This is a genomic window from Luteolibacter yonseiensis (genome assembly GCF_016595465.1).
Taxonomy (GTDB): domain Bacteria; phylum Verrucomicrobiota; class Verrucomicrobiia; order Verrucomicrobiales; family Akkermansiaceae; genus Luteolibacter; species Luteolibacter yonseiensis.
In genome coordinates this window covers 37,287-60,758 of the sequence record NZ_JAENIK010000009.1, presented here as the reverse complement: position 1 = coordinate 60,758, position 23,472 = coordinate 37,287, and the positions used below count along the sequence as shown (strand labels likewise).

Genomic DNA, 23,472 nt, shown 5'->3' with positions numbered 1-23,472 from the left:
AAAAATCAAAGCCCGAGAGCCTCCCGGAGCTCTTTTCTCGCCTGATTGGCGATTTTCGCTTCATAGCCGGTCCACCTGGGCAACGCCGGGTCACATTTCACCAAGGTGTCCCTGACGAACCAATATTGCCCGCAGGCTTGAAACACCGGAATAGCCAGGGCGGTGAGCAACAGGGCGGACGCGAAAACAGAAGTCAGCACCCTGGAAACGGCCGCACGGGGAATCATCCGGTCCGGGCGGGTGAAAACCGCGAACGACATTCTTCCCAAGATGGCCAACAGGACCGCCCCCGCCAGCCCCGACGCGATCCAGAACGAAACAGGAAATACGCACGGCTCCACGATTTCGAGATAATGTTCAGCCAGCCAATCCCTCCAGAAACCGGGGAACGAATGGGAGATGGCCGCATACCCGGCCATGGGAACAAACACCACCGCAGCGCCGGCAACCATCCATCCCAACCAGCCGGACTTCGGGAATCCCAGCACCGCCGCCCAGCTCCGGAGCCTCCATGCTGCGATCCGCCCCGGAACCGTGATCCACAGCAGCCATAATCCCAGAAACTGCCCGAAGGGCGATAACAGGCCCGTCCCCTTCAGCCCGGAATGATGCCCACCCAGGGGCGTCGCGAAAATGACCACCATGACATAGACAAATGGAAGGAAAACGCCCGCGCCGAGGATCCACGCCCAGTCCTTCCGGTCCAGCAGATCGACCGCACGACGCGAGATCCCGCGCGGCACCCCACCCACGCGCAGCCTGTATAGCGCGGCACCTCCAAGGCACAGCACCATGAACAACCACGTCGCATAACCCGAAATCCGCGCGGCGAAGAAATGATCCACCATCCATCCCGGCTTCAGATCCGCCCGACCCAGCGCGGGAGGATTTTTCGCCGCCCTCGCCCCCCCCCAAGGTGGTGTTCAACAAAATCGGTTCGAATTCCACCGGATCCGCCTCCCGGCCATCCAGCTTGAATATCCCTGATGTCCTGGCTCTCTTGTTTTCCTGCAGCCTCGCCAGCACGGCTTTCCAGTATCCCGCTTCGGCGGACAACCCCAGCCTCTCCGCGTCCTTCGAAAGCCGGGTGCTGACACTGGCAGCGGCACCGAAGCTGATCACCTCGTTAAACAGTGTCTCCACCCTGATGGAGGAAATGTCCGCGAGAAACTTCACAGCATCCTGGGAAACCTCACGAAATTTCGCCACATCGTGCGACTCCGCCGCCATCCACGATTGAGCACAAACAAGGGATTGAACATTCAAGAAAATCGAAAATGTCACCGTATCCGCCGATGCCAGGACCATCAATTTGTCGAAGGATTCAGGAAAGTTCCCGGCAGGCAGGGCCGCGATCCGGAGGGCCAGCATTTCCGCCGCGTATGATTCGCACACGGTCTGCGTGCGGGCCTCGCGAAACAGTGCCACCGCCCGGTCGAACCTGGCCTGATCGAGGATTTTCCAGCTCTTGTCCGGATTCTGTTCCAGCGCTCCTTTCGCCGCCTGCTCCGCCGCGAAGTAGGTGAACCATGCGTTGTTCCCATCCAACTTCCGGGCGGTCTCCAGGAACCCTCCCGTAGGGTAGTCCTTTTCATCTTTGAAGCTCCGCACATACTCGGCGAAATACGCGGGATTTTCCGGGTGGCTCTTCCAGATTTTTTCCTTGGCATACCCGCCCCCGCGAACGGGACCGCTTTCCGGAAACAACGATTTCCCGAGCTCGGTGAGCCTTGGCAGGATCCGCTCCCTCGCTCCCGTGTTATCTCTAAAATCCCGGGTGATTAAAATCCGTGCGGAACGGAGATGATTCCACGTGTTCTCCCAACATGAAATGCCCACCAGCAATGATACCAGGGCCACCAATCCGGAAAACGCCGCTTTCCAGGCCCGTCGGCGGCGGTTTCCGTCCACCTCGTCCCACCGCTTCACCGCCTCATCCAGTTCCGCGTCATCCGCCTGGACGGCCTCATCCAACCAGACGTTCGCCGCAACCCGCGTCTCGGCCTGATCGCCGAACGGTCGTGTCGCCGCTTCCAGAAAACGATTTTTTGAAATTCCCATTTTCAAGATCCTACCCGGCGGAAAAGGCGTTGCTTGGTTTCATCGTTCCCTTGGGAGTTGATTCTGCGTGCGGGGGATGGATCCCTCATTCCCCATCACCTCCCGCAGTTCCTTCCGCACCTGCGTGGCGACGCGGTACTCGTATCGCGACCAGGAAGGCATCTGGGGATCGAAACGGTTCATCCCATCCCGCAGGAACCAATGGTTTTCCATCATTTTGTAAAAAGGGGCCGCCACGAGGCAGAGCGCCATCGCACTGGCATAAACGGGAATCAGGACACGGGCGGCGGTCGCGCGATAAAGCGTCCGGCGGGTGGCGCTCAGCAAGGCCGCTCCCGTTCCGTAAAGCAACCACAGCACGGGGACAATCAAAAGTCCCGCCGCGATCCATAGCGGGGCTTCCGACGCGGTACGTCCGGCGATGATGAAATGCGGATAATCCAGCTCGCGCGTCCAAAGCTCGGGGACCGTCCCGGTAACGACCGCCCATTTGATGACAAAAAGGGAAGCGGCCGCACAGGCGACGGCGAACCCGGTCACCCACGTGTTCCAGTTTCCGAATCCGAAAATCCGCAGGCGCGTTCCCAACCGCCAGTGAACCGCCCAGACCGGCACGATGAGCCACAACACCAGCAGTGCGAAAAAATGGGCCATGGGCAGCAATCCCAGATTCCCGACAATCCCAAGATCCCGGCCTCCCAGCGGTGTGAGCCGGTTGATGATGATCACCACGACAAACGGCAGGAAGATCCCGAGTCCGAGCGTCCACAGCCAATCAACGCGCGTCATCTGCACGGCCATCCGCAGGGCGAGTCCGCGGGTCACCTTCGGCGTGAAAAAACGATAGAGCGACAGCATGATGCCGACCACCCCCAGTCCACCCAGCGCCATATAAAAACCGATGTGGGAAACATACTCGTGATCGAGCAACCGCCTGGGGGCGATGTCGTCATCCTTCAGAGCTGGTTGCTCCGCCACCCACTCGTGCAGGACCGTCAAGGAAGCATGTTCACCAATGATACCCGTTTTCATTTCGACAGGAAGGGCAACGCCATCGACGACGAGTTTCCCGCCGGCCCGGGCCCCATCCCATGCGCTCAGACGGTCCTTGATCCGCCGCCATTTGGCGGCGCTGTCGGCTAGTCCCAACTGTTCGCAAGCGGGGCCGACATTCTCCGCCATCTGCAAGATACAATGACGGTTGACGATTTCGTCGATCAACGCCCCTGATTCGACGCCCATCGAATTTTCGATCAAGCGCTCCGCGTCCTGACCCGCCGCCAGCAGATTTCCCTCATTTTTCTCCACCCCCGCCAGCCATGCCCGCGCCGCGATCGCGTCGGCGATGAGACGGATGTGTCCGGCCGCGAAGTTCACACTATTCAAATATTCCAAGGAATCCGCACGTTCCCTCGGATTTCGCTGGGGAAGAATGGCCAGCCGCTTGCCCAGCATCTCCGAAAAATACGTTTGATAGGCGCTCTGGTGCCGGGCGGATCGCAGGATCACCATTGCGCGGTCCAGCCGCTTGCGGTCGCGTATCAACCAGGAAGCCGCCTCGGTGGATACCGACCAACCCTCGTTCCAATGCCCCCAACCCGCCTTGCGCTCCCTCCACCCGAAGCCTTTCAATTCGGCTGCGGCCGCGAGGTAGACAAACCACGCGTTGTCGGGATCAATGCGCCCGGCCGTTTCGAGAAAATCCGGAGGCAGCGGCTTGTCCTGCGCCAGACAGGCGAGGGCATATTCCGAAAGATAGGCGGGATTGTCCGGATCGCTCAGATAAAGCGCCTCCTTACGGCTGATCTGATCCTTTTTCGACAGGTCGCCGAACAGAAGCAACTTTTGATCCGCATCCATTTTGGCAGAGACCACCAGACGTTTCTCCATCGCCGCGGCCCCGCTGGCGTATCTGGAGAAAACATCCCTGCCCGTCAGCACCTCGTAGATATCGGGATAATCAAAAAACGCCGCCCAACCGATGAGGACCATGAAAGCCGCGACGAGGATCGCCTTCGCACGGACCGCCGGCCTTTTCTCATTCCCCGGCCCCCACCGCCCGATGATCTCCGACTCCCCACCCGTCCGGTTCTCACGGAGCATCTGCAAATAGGCCGCGCCCGCCTGGCGGCGCTCCTCCTCACCCGGAGTGGTCCGGATGGCAGCCTCGATGAGCGGATCGTGTCTGGGAGCTTCCACAGGTTCACTCCACCGGCTTCAGCAGGTATCCCCCCACCCAGCCTTCATCGCCACGTTCGTTCCGGCACCAGTGCCAGCCGTGGATCTGCCGCAGCGACTCGATCCTGTCCCCGCGCCGGATCGTCAGCACCGTGGGATCATAAGCCTCCATCGCAGCATACCGCCCCTCGCCCAACGGCTCCAGGATTTCCTCCGGCACGTAGCCGTCGTTGCCATCCCGGTCCGCCGCCCACACCCAGCCCGGCCACGCCCGGTCCGCGACACCGACGGTCACCTCGTCCCCCGGTTCCAGCTTGATGGGATCGCTGTCCTTTTCCTCGTAATCCGCGTTTGCAATGAATGTCGCCATGTTGCGGATCAGGAAATCAGATCCGGAGGAAAAGGCGATGGTTCATTTCACGACGCCCTCCAGTTGCGCGCGTGTCTCCTTCTGCAGTTGCACCGCTACCTTGTATTCGTAAGTCCCCATACCGGGAAATTTCGCGTCCAGGACCAGTGCCGCCTCCCGGCGGAACCAATATGCTTCGCAAGCTTTGAAAACAGGAACCAGGCCTATCATGAGAAGCATGGCGCTGGCATAGGTGGGAACCAACATGCGGGCGACGGTCGCGCTCATCAACGAACAGGTGGGCCCCACGAAACACGCGCGGATACCCACGGCGACCAACCAAAGGTGTGGAACGAGGAGAATCAGCGCCGCGACGTTCACCCACTTGATCATACCCAGTGGTGCCGCGTAACCGGCCACCATCATGTGGGGAAGACACGAACCCGCCGCAATCCAACCGATCCAAGAATGACGCCAGACAAGACCGAAGCTGCCGCACTTTTCTGACAGCCTCCAGCGGATGATCAGGATGGGAAGGATGAGCAGCAGCAGCCCGAGTCCATTGAAGGAGGCGAGAGGAGGTAGAAACCTGAGGGCGACAACACTGAAATCCCGCCCCCCCAGAGGAGTGTGTCGATTGAGAATCATCACCAATAGAATCGGCAGGACCACCCCGGCCCCGATCACCCACATCCAATCTATCGGCCGCATCAGAGATTCAAATCGAGCCGCAAGCCGCCGGATCGGGGTTTTCCTGAAAAATCCCGAAATCCAGACCAACCCAAGGAAACCACCAAGGAACATATAAACCGCACACGCACACAACATCGAGATGATTTCATGCTCCAGCAGTCTCCCCGGTTTCAAATCCTCATCCGTGATCGGAGGTGGATTCACCACCTGCCTGTGAACCATGGGGGTGGTCAGCCCTTCGAAAATTCCCGCCTTCTTTTTAAAATCGTGACCATCGATCAGGAGGTCGCGGTTTTTGAGCGATTCCCGAGCCTCCCTCAGTCGATCATCAACCGCTTGGTAGCGCTCCGCTTCCGGCTGAAGTCCCAACACCTTCGCCGCGCCGGCAAATCCCCTGCAAGCAGTGACAATGATCGCCCGATAAACGAGCACCTCCACCAGCGTGTTTGATTCCATGGAGAGAACCTTGTGATTGAAAGCCTCCGAATCCGCCATCAGTTCCCGAAACCCGGTCGTGCCGTTTTCCGATGCAAAGTGTCCCGCCTGCGCTGAAATTGCCTCTCCCAGCTTTCTCAGCGAAATCAGGTCGGAAGCGGACGTTCCTGCCACATAACCTACAGCTCCGAACAATTCGATTTTATTGTCCTGCGCCAGCAACGGGATTTTCTCCCGCATCAAGAGAGATTTGTATCCATCGCAATTCTTCAAATTCCGCGCTTCGTGAAACAATCGCATGGCCTCTCCCAAGCTTCCGGCATTCAGAATCTCCCACTCCGGGGCCTTGCCGGCGGCCTTTTGCTCGGCGGATCTATCTTTCTTTTTCACACAATCCCGCGCTTCCACACCTGCTGCCAGATAAAGAAACCAGGCATTCTCAGGATCAAGCCGACGGGCGGTGTCCAGAAAGTCATCAGGCAGCTTCTCGTTCTCGGAGAGGAAAGCTTCGGCGTATTGGGCGAAATAAGCCGGGCTGTCCGGATGACGGTCCCAGATCGCCTTCGCTTTTCCAGTTTTCGAAGACTGCGTTTCGTCGCCAAACAGAATCAGTCTCTCATCAGCCGTGAGTGACTTTTTACCCAGAGAAAGGGGTTCTTCCTCAGAAAGAATAGCTCCACCAACCATTGCTGAAATGGATTTTGATATGCTTCTCAACTGCTGCCACTCCGAATAGCTCTTTGTCAGCACAATGGCGGAAACCGCCAAGAGCACACCGAACAAGGTGATGCGCCAGATGGGAAAGCGCCGCAGGGCGTCGAGCTCATCCCAGCGCTTGATGGCTTGTTCCGCTTGGACACCACCTTCTTCAAGCCGATCCTCAAGGAACCGGGACACGGCAAGCCGTGACTCGGTGTTGCCAGAAATCGTCCGCACCGCCGCCTCAATGAATCTGGTTTTGGGATCATCCATGGGTTTCCAATCGGAAGGAGAGCAAGCCGTGATCCCCGGAGAAAATCAAGATAGGGCTCGGAAAGGTGGCGGATTTTGCGAAAAACGCCCGAATCGGGGGATTGAAATGTGTGCCGTTCCACTTTATCGGTACGCCTTTCAAAACCCCACCAACCATGAAAACACTCCTCGCCCTCTCCCTCGTCTCCCTCGCCGTCGGCCTGCCGCTTTCCGCCCAGCCTGCCGCGCCCAAGCCAGCCGACCCGTTTGAGGAGGGCATGCGCCAGGCCTTCACCGCCTACAAGAAGGGCGATGACGAGGCGGTCACGGCGAAGCTGCGCGAGCTTCTCAAGATCATGGATGCAAAAGGTTCCGCCAAGGTGGGCGCGACGCTGCCGGACATGGCCGGAACCTGGAAAGGCGAGAGCTTGAAGAACGACGACACCTCCGCGATCGGTGGCGGTGCCTCGGTGTCACGGACCTACGTTTCCGGGGACAAGCGGGTCACGGCGAGAGTGGTGAAGGATTCGCCGCTGGTCGCCCAATTGCTGCCCATTTTCGTCAACGATGAGCTGCTGAAAATATCGGGCCGCAAGATCCACAAAATCTCAGGCGAAACCGCCGTGATGGATGGCGAGGACAAGCTGCAGATCGTGCTGGACCAGCGGATCTACGTGGAACTGGTCGGCGAAGGCGGTGCGGGCGAGACCGAACTCGTCAGCCTTGCGGAGAAGCTCGATCTCTCCGCGATCGCGAAATTGAAGTGAGCGGCTGACCGCGGGCCCTTCCCCCGGACCTTCAAACGAAGCCTCCGCATCGCGCCGGATCTCTTGTGGCCCGGCGCGGGATTTCCCTTGCCAAAGCGAAGCCGATTTCCCAGTTTCCCCGCCCCTCTTCAAGCCGTCTTATCCACCAACGAAGATCCGGAGGGATTCCATACGGCAGATCCTCACCATCGCCCGTCCTGATTTCCAAGGCGGGAAACATTGATTACCAAATGATTAACGAACTCATCAACGAAATGGTGGACGCAGGCGTCCACTACGGTCACCAGACGAAAAAATGGAATCCACGCATGAAGCCCTTCCTCATGAAGGACAAAGGCGGGATCTACATCATCGACCTCGAAAAAACGGTCCAACAGCTTGATAAAGCATCGGATTTCCTCGCGGACCTCGTCGGAAAAGGCAAAAAAGTCCTCTTCGTCGGCTGCAAGCGCCAGGCCCAGGACGCCATCCGCGAAGCCGCGGAAGCAACCGGCCAACACTACGTCAACCACCGCTGGTTGGGTGGCATGCTCACCAACAGCCTCACCGTCCGCAAGTCGGTGGAGCGCCTCAAGTATCTCGAAAACATCGAGAAGCAGCCTGAGTTCAAGGCCATGTCCAAGAAGGAACTCGCCGCCCTCGGCCGCGAGCGCGAAAAGCTCCTCCGCAACCTCCGTGGCGTGCGCGACATGGACAAGAAGCCGGACGCCGTCGTCATCGTGGACTCCGCCCGTGAGACCATCGCCGTCGCCGAGGCCCGCCGCCTGAACATCCCTATCATCGCCATCGTCGACACCAATGCCGACCCGGCCCTCGTCCAGTTCCCGATCCCGGGCAACGACGATGCCATCCGCTCCATCCGCATCATCCTCCAGAACCTGGTGGACGCGATGGTCGCCGGTCGCAAAAACTGATTCCGAACCCATCATCAGGCGGCCTGTCTCACCGGCGGGCCGCCTTTTTTCTCTCTACCACCAACCACATTTTAAAAAATGATCACCGCAGCAATCGTCAAAGAACTCCGCGACAAGACCAACGCCGGCATGATGGACTGTAAGAAAGTCCTCACCGAGACCAACGGCGACATCGAGGCCTCCATCAAGCTCCTCCGCGAGCGTGGCATCATGAAGTCCGCGAAAATGAGCGACCGCGCCGCGAACGAAGGCGTCATCACCGCCCGCGTCAATGGCGACGCCACCGCCGGCATCCTGCTCGAAATCAACTGCGAGACCGACTTCGTCTCCAAGAACGAGAACTTCCAGGCCTTCGTCGGAGACATCGCGGACGCGCTCGCCGCCACCACCGCTGTCGATCACGAGGCCGCCCTCGCCCACCAGCACGGCGGACAGTCGATCGACGAAGCCATCAAGGCCAAGGTCGGCGAAGTGGGTGAAAACCTGCAGTTCCGCAAGTATGTCCGCTACGACGCGGCTCCCGGCGGTGTGGTCGCCTCCTACATCCACCTCGGTGGCAAGGTCGGCGTGCTCATCGAAGTCGGCACCACCAAGGCGGAAACCAAGGGCTCGGACAGCTTCAAGGAGCTCATCAAGGACCTCACCCTGCACATCGCCGCCAGCGCGCCGAAGGGTCTTTCCCGCGACGACATCCCGCAATCCGTGGTGGACAACGAGCTGGACATCTTCCGCACCCGCCTGGTTGCCGAAGGCAAGCCCGCGAACATCATCGAGAACATCCTCAAGGGCCAGATCGGCAAGTTCTTCGCCGAAAGCTGCTTCCTCGAGCAAGGTTTCGTGAAGGATGCCGACGTCAAGATCTCCGCACTCTTGGAAAACAAGGGCAAGGAGCTCGGCGACACCCTCACCGTCACCCGCTTCGTCCGCTTCGGCCTTGGCGAATAAGTGACACGGGACAGGCGCTTCCGGCCTGCCACCCTTTCAAAAACACCCGTCTCCCTGTGGAGGCGGGTGTTTTTTTTGTTTCTCCGTGATCCGGAATCCGGACGGATCGCGGATTCCATCATGAAACCCGAAACCACCCTTCCCCCATGAACCGCCGCCACCTCCTCAAATCCCTCGTCCTGACCGCGCTCGGCAGCAGCCTCATCGCTCCCGGATCCAGCGCCGCCACACCGACTCCTGAAAAGACAGGAAAAAACAAGCCTCTCAAGGTGGGTGAGACCCTGCACTTCGACAAGGATCTCAGCATCAAATTTCTCAGCGTGAAAAAGGACCATCGCTGCCCCATCAACGCACGCTGCATTACCGCCGGCGACGCGGAGGTCCTCCTCCGTGTCAAGGTGGGCTCCGGCAAGCCCCGCATCGTCAGCCTTCATACCGACGAAGAACCGAACAGCCATGTTTTCGCGGTGAAATATCCGAAGGGCACCATGGGCATTCCGAAGTCCTATCTGGTCTCCATCGGCAGCCTCAATCCCTTGCCCTACGCCGGCAGGAAAACCCGCCAGAGCGACTACCGCCTCCGGCTGGCCATCTCCACCGCCGTCTGATTTCGCACGACAGCCGCCGCCATAACAATCTCTCCCCAGAGACCGGCGGCGTCGGGCGATCCAAATGAAAAACCGGAGCCCTCGCAGGCTCCGGTTTTTTTATTCAGGCGGGCGTCGCTCAAGGACGGAGCACGACCCGGTAGAAGGCGCCGCTTGGCGGTGGCGAGGGATCGGTGAAGCTCGCGGTCCCAGGCGTGCCATCGATGCCCGCGACGGGGCTCACGGTCTCCCAGCTACCGGCGGCCAGGGTGGTGCTGCGTTGCACGTCGAACTTCACCCCCACCGCGCTCGGCCAGGAAATCAGGCCCGCGGCCGAACGCGTCGCGGCGAACCGCGAGGCGCCGCTGTTGGGAACCAGTCCCAGGCGGTATTCCGTCAGATTGCTCGTACCGTCTCCATCGAAGTCGCCTGTGGCGGTTTGTCCGAGGCCGCCGAAGCTGGCGGTTTCCCATGTGTCGTCCATGCCGTCGGCATCGGCGTCGTTGCTCACCAACGGAATGAGGAACTCCGAAGGAGGGAGCGCTCTCGCGCTGATGCGGACCTCGTCGATGTAGCCGCCGAAGGGATCGGCATCCGCACCGGCCCACTTGCCGAGGCCGACGACCCATGGCGAGTTGACCCCGGCATAGTTGTAGAACGCCCCGTTGATGGCGGTGGTGGCTTCCAGCACCGGATTCGCATCCGCTGCTCCCTTGATCCAGAGTTTCAGCTCCGTGGCGCTGGCGGTCACCGTGGCGGAGAACCACGTGTTGGTGGTGATCGCACGGGAGCTGACGGCCTCCTTCGCCGTTCCCGCACCGTCGACAATGCCCGCGACGAGCTTGTTGTCCGTGGCCCGGATCTTCAGCGAGAAAGGCGGCTGGCCTCCGATCGGATTGCCGGTTTTCCCGATCACGACCTGCCAGGCATTGGTGACGTTCGTGTTGAAGCTGGCCTCGATGGTGAAGGCGCTGAAGACGTGGCTGTTCAGCTCCACGCCGCTGGTGGTATAGACGTTGTCCGTGATGAAAAGGTTCAAAGGGTCCCGGACGAAATTCAGCGAGGCCGTGTTCGCCGCCGAGGTGAGCGGAACCGTGGCGAAGGGAACCACCGTGGAATAAAGCGGGGAGGTATAGTCCCTCCAGGTCATCATGTGGTTGCCAAGGCCCGTGCTGTCCAGGACGGTATCCTTCTGGTTGCCGCCGCTGTTGTCACCCACGGGCACGACACCGGTCGTCCTCTCCTCGAAACGCCAGTAGGCGAGGGGTGGGAATGAGGTGGCAAGCAGCGGATTCGTATTCGCCTTGTATTCCATCAGGTTGGTGAAGCCATCCCCGTCCACGTCGTCCGCAGGAGCGCAACGGGCGGTGACGGCTTCCAGCCCCTCCTGGCCGACCCGGAAATATTTCACCTCCCAACCGTCCGCGATTCCGTCCATGTCGTTGTCCGGGGATGATGTCTGGACGATCGGGTTCGTGATCGGGAAGGCGGAGAACTCCTCGAGGTTGGTGAACAGGTCTCCGTCCGCATCGGCTTCCGGATCACACGCGGCGATCGAGCCGAAGTAATGGATCTCCCAACCATCGTTGATGCCATCCCCCACTCCGTCCGCATCGGTGTCCGGATAGCTGAAGTCGGAATTCGGAACGGTGCCGGCGGCGAATTCGATGGCATTGGAGTTGTAGTCGCCATCGGGATCTCCGGCGCCGGTCTGCTCCAGGCTGTTGAAATACACCATTTCCCACCCATCGCTGAGCAGGTCGTTGTCCGTGTCCGGATAGGAGGCCGCGTTGTTAGGGTCGGATCCGGCCTGATACTCCATGAGGTTGGACGACAGGTCGCCATCCGGATCGCCGCCCGCGAATTCGTCCAGGTTTTTGAAATGCAGCATCTCCCAGGCGTCCGGCATGCCGTCTCCATCACTGTCCGGATTGATGCGGCTGAGGACCCCCGTGGATTCCAGGAATTGGTATTTCCCGTCGGCGGAGGTCCAGATGTTCTCGTTTTCCGTGAAGCCGGAAATGTTGAAGGTGCCGCCGAATGTCTCGGCAAGCGAGGAGACACCCACCAGCGTCCAGCTGTTTCCCACCACGTTTCCCGCGGAAGAAAGATCGATATCGAAGGTCCCTTCAAAGACAAACGGCACGTTGGCCGCCGCACCGCTGATGGTGTTGTTCACGCCGGTGGCCCCGATCTTGAAGGCGAGGCTGCCGGTGGTGGCGAGAACCACCCCGCTCAGGCCGTTGACCGAGATGTTCCCGGTGTAGGTGTTCGCCGCGGCGAGGACCACCTGGCGTCCGAGCGTGTTGTTTGTCGAGAGGACGAGGGAGGCGCCGCTACCGGTGACCGGCGCGGAGACGGTGATCGTCGCATTGTTGGAGAAAATCGTGGATGCCGCGGTGCCGGCGATGGCGATGCCGTTTCCGGCGAGGATGAAGGGCGCGCCGAAATTGGAAGCGTTGTTGATGGTTCCGCCGTTGAGGGTGAGATTGTTGATCGTGACGGTGTTGATATTGGCCGCCGCATTCCCGCTCTTGTAGACCAGGCTTCCCGACACCGTCAGCGAGTCCCCGGCGAAGGGCAGGTCGGTGGCGGCATCCAGGGTCGTGCGCAGGGAACGGCCGGCCGGCACGGTGTAGGTATTTCCCGGCGAAGGTGCCTGGCCGTCCGACCAGTTCAGGGCCGCCGCATACGAGCTGGTGTTGATGGCGTCCCCGGCACCGGCGGCTGCGTTGAGGGTCACCTCGGCGCCATGGGCCGGATCGATGAAAACCAGCGCGGCGAAGGTGGCCGCGGCACCGGAGACACGGATGACGGAAGACCGGCATCCGGGGAAAACATGAGTATTGACCGATTTCATAATAATTACTTTTGAATATAACAAATGAAGGTCTCTGGCAGAAAACCTTGTTATACGTTGAGCAGAAAACAGGCCTAAAAACCCTATTAAATGCCACAAACCACCGTCACCACCCCGCGACATCCACAGAAAAGATAAATATATTAGATGATAAAAACCATCACACCTCACAACATATGTAATCATTCGATTCCCATATATAAGACACGATTCCACCCGCCTTCCCCGTTTTGATCCGAAAGCCCAGCGATCGCTCCATAAGACGCAAAAAAAGACCGGAGCCGTTTCCGGCTCCGGTCCAGTATTGGCAGCTGAGCGACCAGGTCTCAGGGCTGGAGCAGCACCCGGTAGAACGCGTTTCCGGAGAGCGGCGAATCATCGGAAAAATTCGCGGTGCCGGCGGTGCCGGGCACCGTGCGGACATCCACCCAGCTTCCGGCGGCCAGCGTCTGGCTGCGCTGCACGACGAACGTGACCCCCACGGCGCTCGGCCAGGTGAGTGTTCCATTGGCGGCCCTCGTCACGGCGAAGCGCGAGGTTCCGCTGTTCGGCACCAGCCCGAGGCGGTACTCGGTGAGGTTGTTCGTTCCGTCACCATCGAAGTCGCCGGTGGCGGTCTGCCCCAGACCGCCGAACCAGGTGCTCTCCCAGGTGTCCGCCATCCCGTCCGAATCGGTGTCTCCGGTTGCCTCGATGCGGGTGAGCACGCCGGTCGCCTCGTCGAACCGGTAGTTGCCCGAAGTCCACTTGCGTGTTCCGGGAGCCGCCGCATCCGCGGTGAAGCCCGTCACATGGAAGGTCGCGGAATAGGTCTCCGTCAGGGTGGCCGCGCTGACGAGCGACCAGTGGTCGCCCACCGCCGTTCCCGCCGAGCCGAGGTCGATGTTGAACGCGCCGTCGAACACAGCCGTGCCCACGCCGAGAACCGCGTTCGTGACGGTCGACGCACCCGGCTTGAAGGCGAGGCTTCCGGTGGAACCCAGCACGAACCCGCCCGTGACGTTCAGATTTCCGGTGAACGGATTCACCGCATTGAAGGTGACCGTGTTCGCCGTGCCGCTGCGGGTGATGTTCAGGTCCTTGTTCCCCGTGACCACCGCGTTGACAATGATGCTGTTGTTGTTCGCCCACAGTTCCGACAACCGGGTGATCCGGAACTCGCCTGCGAGTGTGATCGCGACGTTCGTGCCCGTCGCATTGTTGACGGTTCCGCCGTCGAGTCCGAAATGCGGGATGGTGACCACCCCGGTGCCCTTGACCACCAGGGTGCCGCCGGTGGTCAGGACCAGATTGTCACCGGCGAAGGTATACGGTTCCGCATCGCCCGGCGTGCGCAGGTTTTGGATCGCCACCAGATAATTGTTTCCGGCGGCCGGTGCCGCGGCGTTGCTCCAACCCGTCCCGGAATTGAACGAACTGGTGCCCAGCGGATCCGGCGTGACGAACAGGAAACCATCCGGCAGTCCGTCGCCGTTGGTATCGCCCGGCACGGAGGTGGCGACGGTGGGGTTCGATCCGGCCGTTTCCTCCGCCTCGTTCGAAAAGGTGTCCGCGTCCGGATCCCCGCCGCCGTTCTGGGCGGTCAGGTTGGTGAAGTATTTGATTTCCCACGTGTCCGACAGTCCATCTCCATCGACGTCATCCGGAATGGAAAGGGTGACGGTCGGATTCGACTTCGCCGTCTCCTCGGCTTCGTTGTTGAAGGTGTCGTTATCCGGATCACCGGAGCCGTCCTGGGCGGTGATGTTCCCGAAGAAGGAGATCTCCCAGGTGTCCACCAGACCATCCCCATCGGTGTCTTCGGAAACGGTCGGATCGGTGCCTTCCGTTTCCTCGGTCTCGTTGTTGTAGCCGTCCCCATCGGGATCGCCGGTGCCGTTCTGAGCCGCGACGTTTCCGAAATACGTGATTTCCCATGAGTCCTCCAAACCATCGGCATCCGTGTCATCCGGCGTGGAAATGGCGTTGTTCGGATTGGAGCCCGCGAGGTATTCGGTTCGGTTGTTGATGGTGTCGCCGTCGTTGTCACCCAGGCTGTTGGCGGCGGTCAGGTTTCCGAAATGGGTGATCTCCCATGCGTCCGAAAGGAAGTCGTTGTCACTGTCGGCGATGGTCGCGTTGTCGGGCCCCTGGTCGTGAAGCTGCTCGCGCACGGCGGGAACGAGGGAGCCGTTCCAGATCCGCACCTCGTTGTAGGTGGCGGATGCGGTGGCATCTCCGGGCCACGGAGAGTATCCCAGCGCGTTGACGACGTCGTTCAGGTTCACCAGATTGGCCGCGGTGTTGAAGCTCACCTTCGCCCCCCCTAGGTCCGCCGCGCCGGAGGGTGCCGAGTAAACCCTCACCCTCATCCGGCCGGAGTCGCCCGCCAGCGGCTCCAGCGTCATGACGATGTGGTGCTCCGTGGTGATGCCGTACGGCTGGATTTTATCCGGGCTGTTGGATACCACCCCCGTATCGACGATCTCGACCTGGTCGGAGGCATCGGCGGCGGCACGGGTCCACGCCATCATCAGGTATTCCGTGGTGCCCGAATGGAAATCGAAGATACGCCCCCAGTTTTGGATGGCATTCTGCCTGGCCCATAGCTCGATGGTCACCGGGGTGATGCCTTTCGGCAGCAGGTTGGACCCGAGCTTCACATAGTCAGCCGCCGTCCTCACCCCACCTGTCATGGTGATGCCGGTGGGGGTGGTGACGTCGTTGTAAGCCACGTCGTTGGCACCGACCTCGACGATGGTCGCCGGGCTGCCGCCCACGGAGTCGTTGAGGTTTCCATTGAAGCTCCAACGGTTCTTGAGCTTGGAGGAGATCGGCGTGGAAGTCGGATCGCTGGGATTCGTGTGCGCGTCATGCTCCTGCCGGTCCGTGTAGAGATCGCCATCGCTGTCCGCCGTTCCATCATGCGACAGGCTTCCGGCGAAGAAGGTGCGTTCCCACCCGTCGTTCATGTCGTCGAAGTCCGTGTCCGGCCAGTAAGTGGGATCGGTGGGAGATGTGTCCGCGAGGAATTCCTGCAGGTTGGTGACAAGGTCTCCGTCCGCATCGCCCGCCCCGTTCTGTGCCGTGATGTTCTGGAAAAAACCGATTTCCCAGCTGTCCTTGAGCCCGTCCGCATCCGTGTCCGGCCAGGAGCTGGCGCTGTTCGGATTGGTTCCCGCGGTTTGTTCGTCCACGTTGGACGCGCCATCCCCGTCCGGATCGCCGGAGCCCGTCTGGAGCTCAAGTTCCGCGGTGGTGGCCGTCCCGTCGTTGTTGCCGAAATACTGGTCTTCCCAAAGATCGGAGAGGCCGTCTCCATCCGTGTCGGACTGGAAGACGGAAAGCACGCCGGTGGCCTCGCTGTAGCGGTAGAACGTGGTGCTGTTGATCGGTTTTGTCCAAACCCGCGCTCCGACCGCCCCTCCATCGCTGGTGAAATTGGCGAGATTGAAGGTGGAGGTGTATGTCTCGGCGAGGGTGGAGGCCGCCACCAGCGTCCAACTGTTTCCCACCGATGTGCTGGCTCCCGCCACGTCGATGTCGAAGGTGCCGTTCAGGCTCAGTTTGCCGGTTCCTGTGATCTTGTTGCTCACGCCGTTCGTGCCGACGACGAACTTCCAATGGCTGGTGCTGGAGAGGTTCGTCCCCAGCGCGGTCCCCAGGTTTCCCGCGGTGGAAACAGTCATGCTTCCCGTGTAGGTATTGGCCCCGTTGAAGGTGAGCGTGTAGCCACCCGTGGTGGTCAGCGCTCCGGTCCCGGTGACAATCGAATCGATGGTGTAGGGGCTCTGGTCCGTCTGGATCGTCGATCCGGTGCCATTGACCGTGATTCCGCCGGCAAGGATCATGGTGTTGGTCGATCCGGCGCCACTGCGGACCAGGCCTCCGCTGAGGATCAGGTTGGAAATGGTGTAGGTATTGGTGGCGGCCGTTCCCTTGTAGATCATTCCTCCCGCCGTTCCGATTTCCAGGGACGCTCCCTGGAAAGTGTAACTTGCTCCATCCGTGGGAGTGCGCAGGAACACCCCGGTGTTGAGGTTCGCCACCACATAGGTGTTCAGCGCGGAGGGGGCCGTCGCATCCGACCAGTTTGTACCGGCATTGAAGGAGGTGGTGTTCGCGGCATCACCGGTGGCTTTCAAGGTGACCACCGCCGCATGGATCTGTCCTGTCGCAAGGGCTGACAGCGCGAAAATTTGAAATGGATTGGGTTTCATCGGGTTTGCATTTTTGGGAAACAGCCAATGGGGGACCGTTTCGATGGGGTCGCAAACTACGGGGTTGAATCCCGCCGAATCAATACGATGAAGCCCTTCCCCCCCTAAATGGGGGCGTCACGGAGCACCAGGAAAACCCGGAGCCAATCATTCCGTAAGTCGCTCGATTTTAAAATCATACGACACATTAAAACTCCCACACAATACCCTGCCACGCCGTAGGCGGAGCAGGCACGGGAGAGCGGCAGCAAACCACTACGGCCCGAGGAATTTCACTACCGCTTCCGTGCGGGTGCGGACGTGGAGCTTGTTGTAGATGTTGTCGATGTGCGAGCGGACCGTCTCAAAACCGATGCCGAGATCCCAGGCGATCTCCTTGTAGAGGCTCCCCTTGGCGAGGAGCTCCAGGATCTGCGTCTCGCGCGGCGTCAGGTTGTGGTCCTTGTTCCTGGGCGGTGTCTTGTGGAAATGCTGCACCACCTTGCGGGCGATGGCACCGGACATGGGAGAGCCACCGGCCAGCAGGTCTTCCAACGCCTCCAACAGCTTCACCGGCGCGTCCCGTTTCAAAAGGTAACCCGAGGCCCCGGCGGCCAGCGCGTCGAAGATGCGCTCGTTGTTGTCATAGACGGTGACCATCAGCACCAGCACCGCGGGATGCAGCGCCTTGAGCTTCGCCACACATTCGATGCCGGACATGCCCGGTAGCTGGATGTCCATGAGCACCACCTCCGGGCAGCTTTTCGCCAGGCCCTCCAAGGCGCTCTCGGCATTGGAATAAGTGCTCACGAGCTTCCACGGGGACGCGGTGACGATCTCGGTGAGGATCCCGCTCAGCGACGCGTCGTCCTCGACGATCGCTATGGTGTTGGATTTTTCAGCCATCGGTTATTTCTTGCCGGGCGTTTCCTTCACCCCGCAGCTCAGGACGATGGAGGTGCCGCTGCCGGGTGACGAGGAAATCTTACAGGCACCGCCGATTTCTTTAAACCGCTCGGCCAGATTGTCGAGCCCGTGCCCGCGCTCGTCGGTCGCGGGGTCGAAGCCCACCCCCGTGTCCCGGATGGTGATGAGGATTCTCCCGCCGTCGAACTCCATGGAGAAAAACACCTCGCACGGGCCCGCGTGGCGCAGGACATTGTGGAAGGACTCCTTCACCGCGAGAGCGATGTGGTGGCGCACATCCGAGCCGAGAGGCAGGGCGGGGAGAAAGGAAGGGATGTCCATCCGGCAGCGCACGGACGTGTCGCGGAACATTTCCTCCGCCAGCCGCGTAAGATGGGAAGCAAGGTGGTCCAGGGTGTCATGGGCCGGGTCCACCGCCCACACCAGTCCATCCATGGCGACGATGAGATCCCGCGCGGACTCGGTCATTTTCGAGAGGTGGCGGCGCGCGTTCTCCGGAGCCCGCTCGATGTCGCGCTGCGCGAGCGCGGCACTCATGTTGATGAAGGTGACGCGCGACCCCAGATCGTCATGCATGTCCCGGGCGATGCGGGTGCGGTCTTTTTCCAAGGCATTCTGGAAACGGAGCCGCTCCATCGAACGCTTCGAGCGGGAACGGTGGGATGAGAAAATCGCGCCCGCGAACAAGGCGACGCACGCCGCGGTCACCACCGGCAGGAACCAGACCTGTTGCCAGAACGGCGGATGGATCTTGATGGCCAGCGACAGCTCGTCGCTCGCCACCCCTCCCATGCCTGTCAGGCCTATGGCCCGGAACGTGTATTCCCCGGGCGGCACGTTCACGTAGGTCGCCCGATGGGTGCTGCCGCCGATGACGTTGTAGGCCTCATACCAGACGAGGGAATAGGTGACGGTATTCTGGATGGCCGGCAGCAGCGTCTGCACCGCCGTCCACTCGCCGAACTTCTGCTGGTCGCCGTCCACCAGGCCGATGCCGGGACGGTCCGGGCGCAGGATCATGCGTGCGATGGACGGGTCCGAGCCCCCCCGATGCCAGCCGGCCGGGGAGCCCGCCGGGGAGGTGGTGTAGGCATTGTAGGTGAACACCCCGTTCTCCAACAACGATGGATTCCCCTCCCCCGCCATCTGCAGGCCGATGTAGTCGATGGCGAAGAATCCGGTCGTGTCCCGCGAGCCGGAGTTCAGGATCAGCTTGAGCTTTTTCGCATTCGCGGGCAGGTAGACCGGCTCGACCCGCCTTGTCATGGCGGAGTCTTCCAGTGTCGTCTTCCACCCTTCGCTGCGCCCCACGGTGGGGAAACGGGACTGCGAGACGACGCGGTTGTTGGAGTCCAACGCCTGGAACACCAGCCCCATGCCGACCTCGGTCTCCTGCCATTGGTCATCCACCCCCTCCAGTTGGCAGCGCAGCTTCATGTCCACCGCCGTCTGCAACGATCCACCGGCGTCGCCTGATTCCGGCCGGAAGCCGAAATCGAAATCCAACCGGTGAAGTCCGGCGCTCAGCTCCAGCGGCTTGCCCGCGCCGAGCGGGATGGCGGACGACGAATCCACCAGCACATCGATCAATTCCAGATCGAACTCCGGCGGAGGGACCACTTTCTGCGCGTCCGTCTGGACATGCGCGGGATTCCTCCGCTGCTCGGGCGGGATGAAGAAAAAATCGCTGGGATGCCGCGCCACCCCGCTGATCCGCACCTCATCAATGAGCCCGGGAAAAGGTTCGGCCTCCGCGTTCCCCACGAATTCACGGGCTTCGTTTCCGATCGCGAGATCCCCCACCAGTCCGTTCAGATCACTGGAAAGCGTGCCGCTGCCGATGTGGTTCGCCACGACCGCGCCTCCGCCCACCCGGGTCCAGTAGAGCTTCAGGTTGTTCGCCGCGCCGCCGTTTCCATTGTAACTCACCGCGACATGGAACCAGTGCTCCGTGTCCGGCTTGTTGGGCCCGCTGGTGGGGATGGTCGCGATGGCCCCGCCGCTCGCGCCGCAGTGCGGCAGCGGGACGAAGACAAGGAAGCCCTCCTTTTCCATGCGGAAATTGAAGATCCGGTCCGCGCCGTCCCCCTCCATGGTCAGCAGGTCCAGTGCGATCTGCGTCGAGTCTTTCGGCAGGACGTCCAGCTTCACCACCATTTCATAGGTGAACGCTCCGTCCGGCCCGAAGTAACGGAAGCCCGCGGGTGCGTTGTCATCCGCCCCGTTGTTCAGCGAGGGTGCGGAGATCAGGATCGCCCCGCGCAGGTCGGAGGTGCCCGATGTTCCGCCGGCATTCGCATTGAATGAAACGGATTTCCCCAGTCCCGGCAGCGCCTCCTGTTCCGCCCTCGCCCCGTTGAGCAGCCCTACCATCGGCCGCCCCCCCGGTATTTCATCCGCGAAGGGTGGCCCGGATTCGTCCAGGTGCCACAGGTGCAGCGTATCACCGTCCGCCTCATACGGAGCCAGCTCCGCACGCGCGGCATGCATTCCGGAAAACATCAGGAATGTCAGCAGGCAATGATGCAGGAACGGGAACGGACGCACTTCTCGGGTTGTCGGTGATAAGGACCGGCGGGAAAATCCCACTTCCGGGAAACTGCCCGGCATGATCCACCGCGTCAAGGAAGCAGGGAACTCCGGAGTCCGGAGACGGCGGACATGAAAAACCCGTGGAAGGAACGATTCCTTCCACGGGCTTCAGAATGTCGGAAACCGCTGCGAAGGCGGGTTCTCAGCCTTCCGCCAACAGGTTGCGGAAATAGTCGATGGTCGCGTCCAGCCCCTTGTCGAGCGAGACGGTCGGCTGCCAGCCGAGTTCCGTCGTGGCGATGGTGATGTCCGGCTTGCGCTGTTTCGGATCGTCTCCGGGAAGAGGGAAGTGGGTGATCTTGGAAGGTCCGCCGACTTTCTTAAGGACGAGGTCCGCGAGCTGGAGCATGGTGAATTCACCGGGATTCCCGATGTTCACCGGACCAACCTGGGACGGATGGTTCATCAGGCGGATGAAACCTTCGATGAGGTCGTCCACGTAGCAGAACGAGCGGGTCTGGCTGCCATCTCCGTAGATGGTGATGTCCTTGCCCTGCAGCGCCTGGACGATGAAGTTGGAAACGACGCGACCGTCGTCCGGCAGCATGCGCGGACCGTAGGTGTTGAAAATACGGACCACGCGGATGTCCACGTTGTTCTGGCGGTGGTAGTCGAAGAAAAGCGTCTCCGCACAGCGTTTCCCCTCGTCATAGCAGGCGCGGATGCCGATGGGGTTGACGTTTCCGTGGTAGGACTCCGGCTGCGGATGCACGTCCGGATCGCCATAGACCTCCGAGGTGGATGCCTGGAAGACCCGAGCGCCGACCCGCTTCGCGAGACCGAGGCAGTGGATCGCGCCCATGACGGACGTCTTCGTCGTCTTGATGGGGTTGTGCTGGTAGTGCGGGGGGGACGCGGGGCAGGCGAGGTTGTAGATCTGGTCCACCTCGAACTTGAACGGCTCCGTCACATCGTGGCGGACGAGCTCGAAATACGGATTGTCCAACAAGTGGGCGATGTTGCGCTTCCGACCCGTGAAAAAGTTATCGAGGCAGATGATCTCATTACCTTCGTTAAGCAACCGTTCGCAAAGATGGGAACCCAAAAATCCGGCTCCGCCGGTGATCAAAATACGCATGCGCGCGATGTAGCAGTCCGCGTTCCGTGAATCAAGGTTGATTGATGTTTTTTGTTAGCATGAAACGGCGGGAATCCGTGTTTCCTGACATCTAACAAAGCCGAATCATGTCCTTGACGAATTGTCCCCACAGGAAAAACAACCCCCGGGTGGAATATTTGAAATGCCCGTCCTCGGTGAGCCGGATGATTCCGACCGCCAGATTGTGATCCACCTGCCTGCGCATCTCGCGCTCGATGCTGTCCTCGATCTCCTCCGGATCCGGCATCCGCAGGCGGTCGGCCGGCACGCGCATCCGCCCGAGGTATTTCTGATGGTCCGCGAGGATCTGGTGGAAGCAGCTCCGCTCGCACGGCACGTGGTTCCAGCTGACGCCGGGCGGGCACCGCAGGGTGGGGGCGAAGGGGAAATTCGTGGTGCGCCAGATTTTCCCATCCGCATCATGCGAGGTGATGGAGATGAACGCGAACGCCACATCGCTCTGTTCGCACAGGCAGACGGCGGCGACGGCCCGTTCCTCCGGATGCCAGAAAAGCTGGAAAAACTGCTGCATGCCCGCCCACTCCCAACCGCAGTCCGAGACGTGGTCGAAGCCCGCCTCCTCCATCGCCGCGGCGGCTTCGGTGGCGTTCGGGAAAAACGAGGGATTCGGCACCTCGCGGTGGTCCAGCCGGTTGTTCAGCGGCAGCCGCATCTGGCGGATGCGGGTGAGCAGCTCGATCCATGGCAGGAAAAACCACAGCGCCACGCCCACCGCCCCACCCCAAATGCTGCGGGTGATGAAATAGAGCAGACAGAAGCTCGCACCCAACATCGTCAGCGCACCAAGCTTGCGCATGGTGTTTCCGCGTCCCGATCGCAGTGCTATGGCAAGCACCGTCAGGCCGACGACAATCAGGGTTTCACGCATGGGAGAAGGGACGGGCTGGCACGTGCTACGACTCCCACGGATGAGGGGTCTGCGCAAGGGGTTGTTTTCACGCGATCAGGTAAGAAATGTCGTGCCGGTCCGGCCCTGCCTCGCGGGCACCGCATCTGCCGGCGGATGTTCACTCATGAGATCCATGCCTGTGCCAGCAGTTCACGAAGGCGCGCGGGATCGCTCGCCGAGGTTTTCGCGACAAATCCCCGCGCATGGGCGAAATGCACGTCCTCACAATTCCCGATCCTGGTGAAATCCAGACCCGGATGATCGTTGTGGCGGGACAAGCCGTATCCCGGGCCCCGGCGGTCCGGATAGACCTGCCCCACGACATCCGCACCCTGCGGGTGCCCCTCGATGAAGCGGGGCAGTCCGGAAGACGGCTCCTCGGGCATCGGCTCGGTGCGGGGCATGAACAGGACCTTGAACGAGCCCTGTGGCGTCGGGATCTCCCAGAATTCGGCGACCCGCGCGATGTGGTCCAGACGTTCCCGGAGATTTTTCAGATAACCCAGCAGATCCTCGCCGATCCATTTCATCACCTCCCACAACGGTTCTCCGGGCAACAGCTCCGACGAGGCGGCGAAACGGCGCAACAATGTGGTGTCGATGGGCGAGTTCAGCTTGAAAAGTGTCTCCCTCGGCAGACCTAGCCATTTCGCCGTCTCGATGGGTCCGCGGGTGTCGAACCACTCCGCCGGCTCCAGCCAGTCGCAGAATTCCCGGGCATCCTCGTACACTCCGAGGTGCTGCAGGACGAGGCTCAGCGCGCAGGTCGGCGGGTGGTCCTTGGGAAACTGGTGGTGGTCGAAATTCCCCCGCTCCGGCGCGTGCTCGTGCCCCACGTCGACCACCGCGACGGAGGGATCCGCCAGGTCCTCCGCGACCGGCTCGCGGCGGACCACGGGCACCGGATTTCCGGCAAGGAGCAGGCAGCAGGCGAGGAACTCGTCCTTATGCGAGCCGCCGGGATGGGTGAGGATTCGGGAAAATGTCATGCGAGGCGGGCAACTTACGGGAGCGGGAGACTAAATG

General features: G+C 61.0%; 17 protein-coding genes. 6 read left to right on the top strand and 11 right to left on the bottom strand.

From position 1 onward, the window contains the following. Nucleotides 1-5 precede the first annotated feature (5 nt). The gene (locus JIN84_RS07875; protein WP_200350492.1) at nucleotides 6-848 is read right to left on the bottom strand and encodes a hypothetical protein; all 843 of its coding nucleotides are present in this window, start codon (nucleotides 846-848) and stop codon (nucleotides 6-8) included. 125 nt (nucleotides 849-973) lie between these two features. On the opposite strand from JIN84_RS07875, the gene JIN84_RS07870 reads away from it, so the two are divergent. Together JIN84_RS07870 and JIN84_RS07865 are read left to right on the top strand one after the other, a co-directional pair. Beyond that, nucleotides 974-1,240 carry a hypothetical protein gene (locus JIN84_RS07870; protein ID WP_200350491.1) on the top strand — a complete coding sequence of 89 codons (267 nt, stop codon included), beginning with the start codon at nucleotides 974-976 and terminating at the stop codon, nucleotides 1,238-1,240. Between the two features lie 591 nt (nucleotides 1,241-1,831). Next, entirely contained in the window at nucleotides 1,832-2,008 is a 177-nt protein-coding gene (locus JIN84_RS07865) for a hypothetical protein (RefSeq protein WP_200350490.1), read from the top strand. 92 nt (nucleotides 2,009-2,100) lie between these two features. Here the strand turns inward: JIN84_RS07865 and JIN84_RS07860 are convergent, their stop codons facing one another. The 3 genes from JIN84_RS07860 to JIN84_RS07850 are packed head-to-tail and all read right to left on the bottom strand — an operon-like array spanning nucleotide 2,101 to nucleotide 6,688. After that, nucleotides 2,101-4,260, bottom strand: a complete 2,160-nt coding sequence (locus JIN84_RS07860; RefSeq protein WP_200350489.1) for a hypothetical protein — start codon at nucleotides 4,258-4,260, stop codon at nucleotides 2,101-2,103. A 4-nt stretch (nucleotides 4,261-4,264) separates the two neighbouring features. Next, nucleotides 4,265-4,609: an SH3 domain-containing protein gene (locus tag JIN84_RS07855; protein WP_200350488.1), complete on the bottom strand. Its 345-nt coding sequence runs from the start codon at nucleotides 4,607-4,609 to the stop codon at nucleotides 4,265-4,267. A 42-nt stretch (nucleotides 4,610-4,651) separates the two neighbouring features. Continuing rightward, nucleotides 4,652-6,688: a hypothetical protein gene (locus JIN84_RS07850; protein WP_200350487.1), complete on the bottom strand. Its 2,037-nt coding sequence runs from the start codon at nucleotides 6,686-6,688 to the stop codon at nucleotides 4,652-4,654. A 155-nt stretch (nucleotides 6,689-6,843) separates the two neighbouring features. Here JIN84_RS07850 and JIN84_RS07845 point away from each other — a divergent pair, with 155 nt between their 5' ends. The 4 genes from JIN84_RS07845 to JIN84_RS07830 all read left to right on the top strand — a co-directional run bounded on the left by JIN84_RS07845 (nucleotide 6,844) and on the right by JIN84_RS07830 (nucleotide 9,901). Continuing rightward, complete coding sequence (locus JIN84_RS07845; RefSeq protein ID WP_200350486.1) at nucleotides 6,844-7,434, top strand: hypothetical protein; 591 nt, start codon at nucleotides 6,844-6,846, stop codon at nucleotides 7,432-7,434. A 230-nt stretch (nucleotides 7,435-7,664) separates the two neighbouring features. Continuing rightward, nucleotides 7,665-8,348 (top strand): 30S ribosomal protein S2, encoded by a 684-nt coding sequence (gene rpsB / locus JIN84_RS07840; RefSeq protein ID WP_200350485.1) that lies wholly within the window; start codon nucleotides 7,665-7,667, stop codon nucleotides 8,346-8,348. A gap of 78 nt (nucleotides 8,349-8,426) precedes the next feature. Further along, complete coding sequence (tsf, locus tag JIN84_RS07835; RefSeq protein ID WP_200350484.1) at nucleotides 8,427-9,293, top strand: translation elongation factor Ts; 867 nt, start codon at nucleotides 8,427-8,429, stop codon at nucleotides 9,291-9,293. A gap of 146 nt (nucleotides 9,294-9,439) precedes the next feature. Beyond that, the gene (locus tag JIN84_RS07830; protein ID WP_200350483.1) at nucleotides 9,440-9,901 is read left to right on the top strand and encodes a hypothetical protein; all 462 of its coding nucleotides are present in this window, start codon (nucleotides 9,440-9,442) and stop codon (nucleotides 9,899-9,901) included. A 118-nt stretch (nucleotides 9,902-10,019) separates the two neighbouring features. On the opposite strand, the gene JIN84_RS07825 is transcribed toward JIN84_RS07830, so the two are convergent. The 7 genes from JIN84_RS07825 to JIN84_RS07795 form a co-directional block, all read right to left on the bottom strand. Beyond that, nucleotides 10,020-12,740, bottom strand: coding sequence for a LamG domain-containing protein (locus JIN84_RS07825; protein ID WP_200350482.1), 2,721 nt, complete (start codon nucleotides 12,738-12,740; stop codon nucleotides 10,020-10,022). A gap of 326 nt (nucleotides 12,741-13,066) precedes the next feature. Beyond that, complete coding sequence (locus tag JIN84_RS07820) at nucleotides 13,067-16,939, bottom strand: beta strand repeat-containing protein (protein ID WP_200350481.1); 3,873 nt, start codon at nucleotides 16,937-16,939, stop codon at nucleotides 13,067-13,069. 255 nt (nucleotides 16,940-17,194) lie between these two features. Beyond that, a complete protein-coding gene (locus tag JIN84_RS07815) occupies nucleotides 17,195-17,824 on the bottom strand; it encodes a response regulator (RefSeq protein WP_200350480.1) in 630 nt (209 codons plus the stop codon). A 3-nt stretch (nucleotides 17,825-17,827) separates the two neighbouring features. Then, nucleotides 17,828-20,347 carry a histidine kinase gene (locus tag JIN84_RS07810; protein ID WP_200350479.1) on the bottom strand — a complete coding sequence of 840 codons (2,520 nt, stop codon included), beginning with the start codon at nucleotides 20,345-20,347 and terminating at the stop codon, nucleotides 17,828-17,830. A 232-nt stretch (nucleotides 20,348-20,579) separates the two neighbouring features. Then, complete coding sequence (locus tag JIN84_RS07805) at nucleotides 20,580-21,515, bottom strand: UDP-glucuronic acid decarboxylase family protein (RefSeq protein WP_200350478.1); 936 nt, start codon at nucleotides 21,513-21,515, stop codon at nucleotides 20,580-20,582. A gap of 91 nt (nucleotides 21,516-21,606) precedes the next feature. Further along, nucleotides 21,607-22,425: a hypothetical protein gene (locus JIN84_RS07800; RefSeq protein WP_200350477.1), complete on the bottom strand. Its 819-nt coding sequence runs from the start codon at nucleotides 22,423-22,425 to the stop codon at nucleotides 21,607-21,609. 143 nt (nucleotides 22,426-22,568) lie between these two features. Beyond that, complete coding sequence (locus tag JIN84_RS07795; RefSeq protein ID WP_200350476.1) at nucleotides 22,569-23,435, bottom strand: MYG1 family protein; 867 nt, start codon at nucleotides 23,433-23,435, stop codon at nucleotides 22,569-22,571. Nucleotides 23,436-23,472: the final 37 nt, after the last annotated feature.

Excerpts from the sequence above, each read along its gene's own strand:
- JIN84_RS07875 (WP_200350492.1), bottom strand. The coding sequence starts at position 848 with ATGGTGGATCATTTCTTCGCCGCGCGGATTTCGGGTTATGCGACGTGG.
- JIN84_RS07865 (WP_200350490.1), top strand. The coding sequence starts at position 1,832 with ATGCCCACCAGCAATGATACCAGGGCCACCAATCCGGAAAACGCCGCT.
- JIN84_RS07855 (WP_200350488.1), bottom strand. The coding sequence starts at position 4,609 with ATGGCGACATTCATTGCAAACGCGGATTACGAGGAAAAGGACAGCGAT.
- JIN84_RS07850 (WP_200350487.1), bottom strand. The coding sequence starts at position 6,688 with ATGGATGATCCCAAAACCAGATTCATTGAGGCGGCGGTGCGGACGATT.
- JIN84_RS07845 (WP_200350486.1), top strand. The coding sequence starts at position 6,844 with ATGAAAACACTCCTCGCCCTCTCCCTCGTCTCCCTCGCCGTCGGCCTG.
- rpsB (WP_200350485.1), top strand. The coding sequence starts at position 7,665 with ATGATTAACGAACTCATCAACGAAATGGTGGACGCAGGCGTCCACTAC.
- tsf (WP_200350484.1), top strand. The coding sequence starts at position 8,427 with ATGATCACCGCAGCAATCGTCAAAGAACTCCGCGACAAGACCAACGCC.
- JIN84_RS07830 (WP_200350483.1), top strand. The coding sequence starts at position 9,440 with ATGAACCGCCGCCACCTCCTCAAATCCCTCGTCCTGACCGCGCTCGGC.
- JIN84_RS07825 (WP_200350482.1), bottom strand. The coding sequence starts at position 12,740 with ATGAAATCGGTCAATACTCATGTTTTCCCCGGATGCCGGTCTTCCGTC.
- JIN84_RS07820 (WP_200350481.1), bottom strand. The coding sequence starts at position 16,939 with ATGAAACCCAATCCATTTCAAATTTTCGCGCTGTCAGCCCTTGCGACA.
- JIN84_RS07815 (WP_200350480.1), bottom strand. The coding sequence starts at position 17,824 with ATGGCTGAAAAATCCAACACCATAGCGATCGTCGAGGACGACGCGTCG.
- JIN84_RS07810 (WP_200350479.1), bottom strand. The coding sequence starts at position 20,347 with ATGTTTTCCGGAATGCATGCCGCGCGTGCGGAGCTGGCTCCGTATGAG.
- JIN84_RS07805 (WP_200350478.1), bottom strand. The coding sequence starts at position 21,515 with ATGCGTATTTTGATCACCGGCGGAGCCGGATTTTTGGGTTCCCATCTT.
- JIN84_RS07800 (WP_200350477.1), bottom strand. The coding sequence starts at position 22,425 with ATGCGTGAAACCCTGATTGTCGTCGGCCTGACGGTGCTTGCCATAGCA.
- JIN84_RS07795 (WP_200350476.1), bottom strand. The coding sequence starts at position 23,435 with ATGACATTTTCCCGAATCCTCACCCATCCCGGCGGCTCGCATAAGGAC.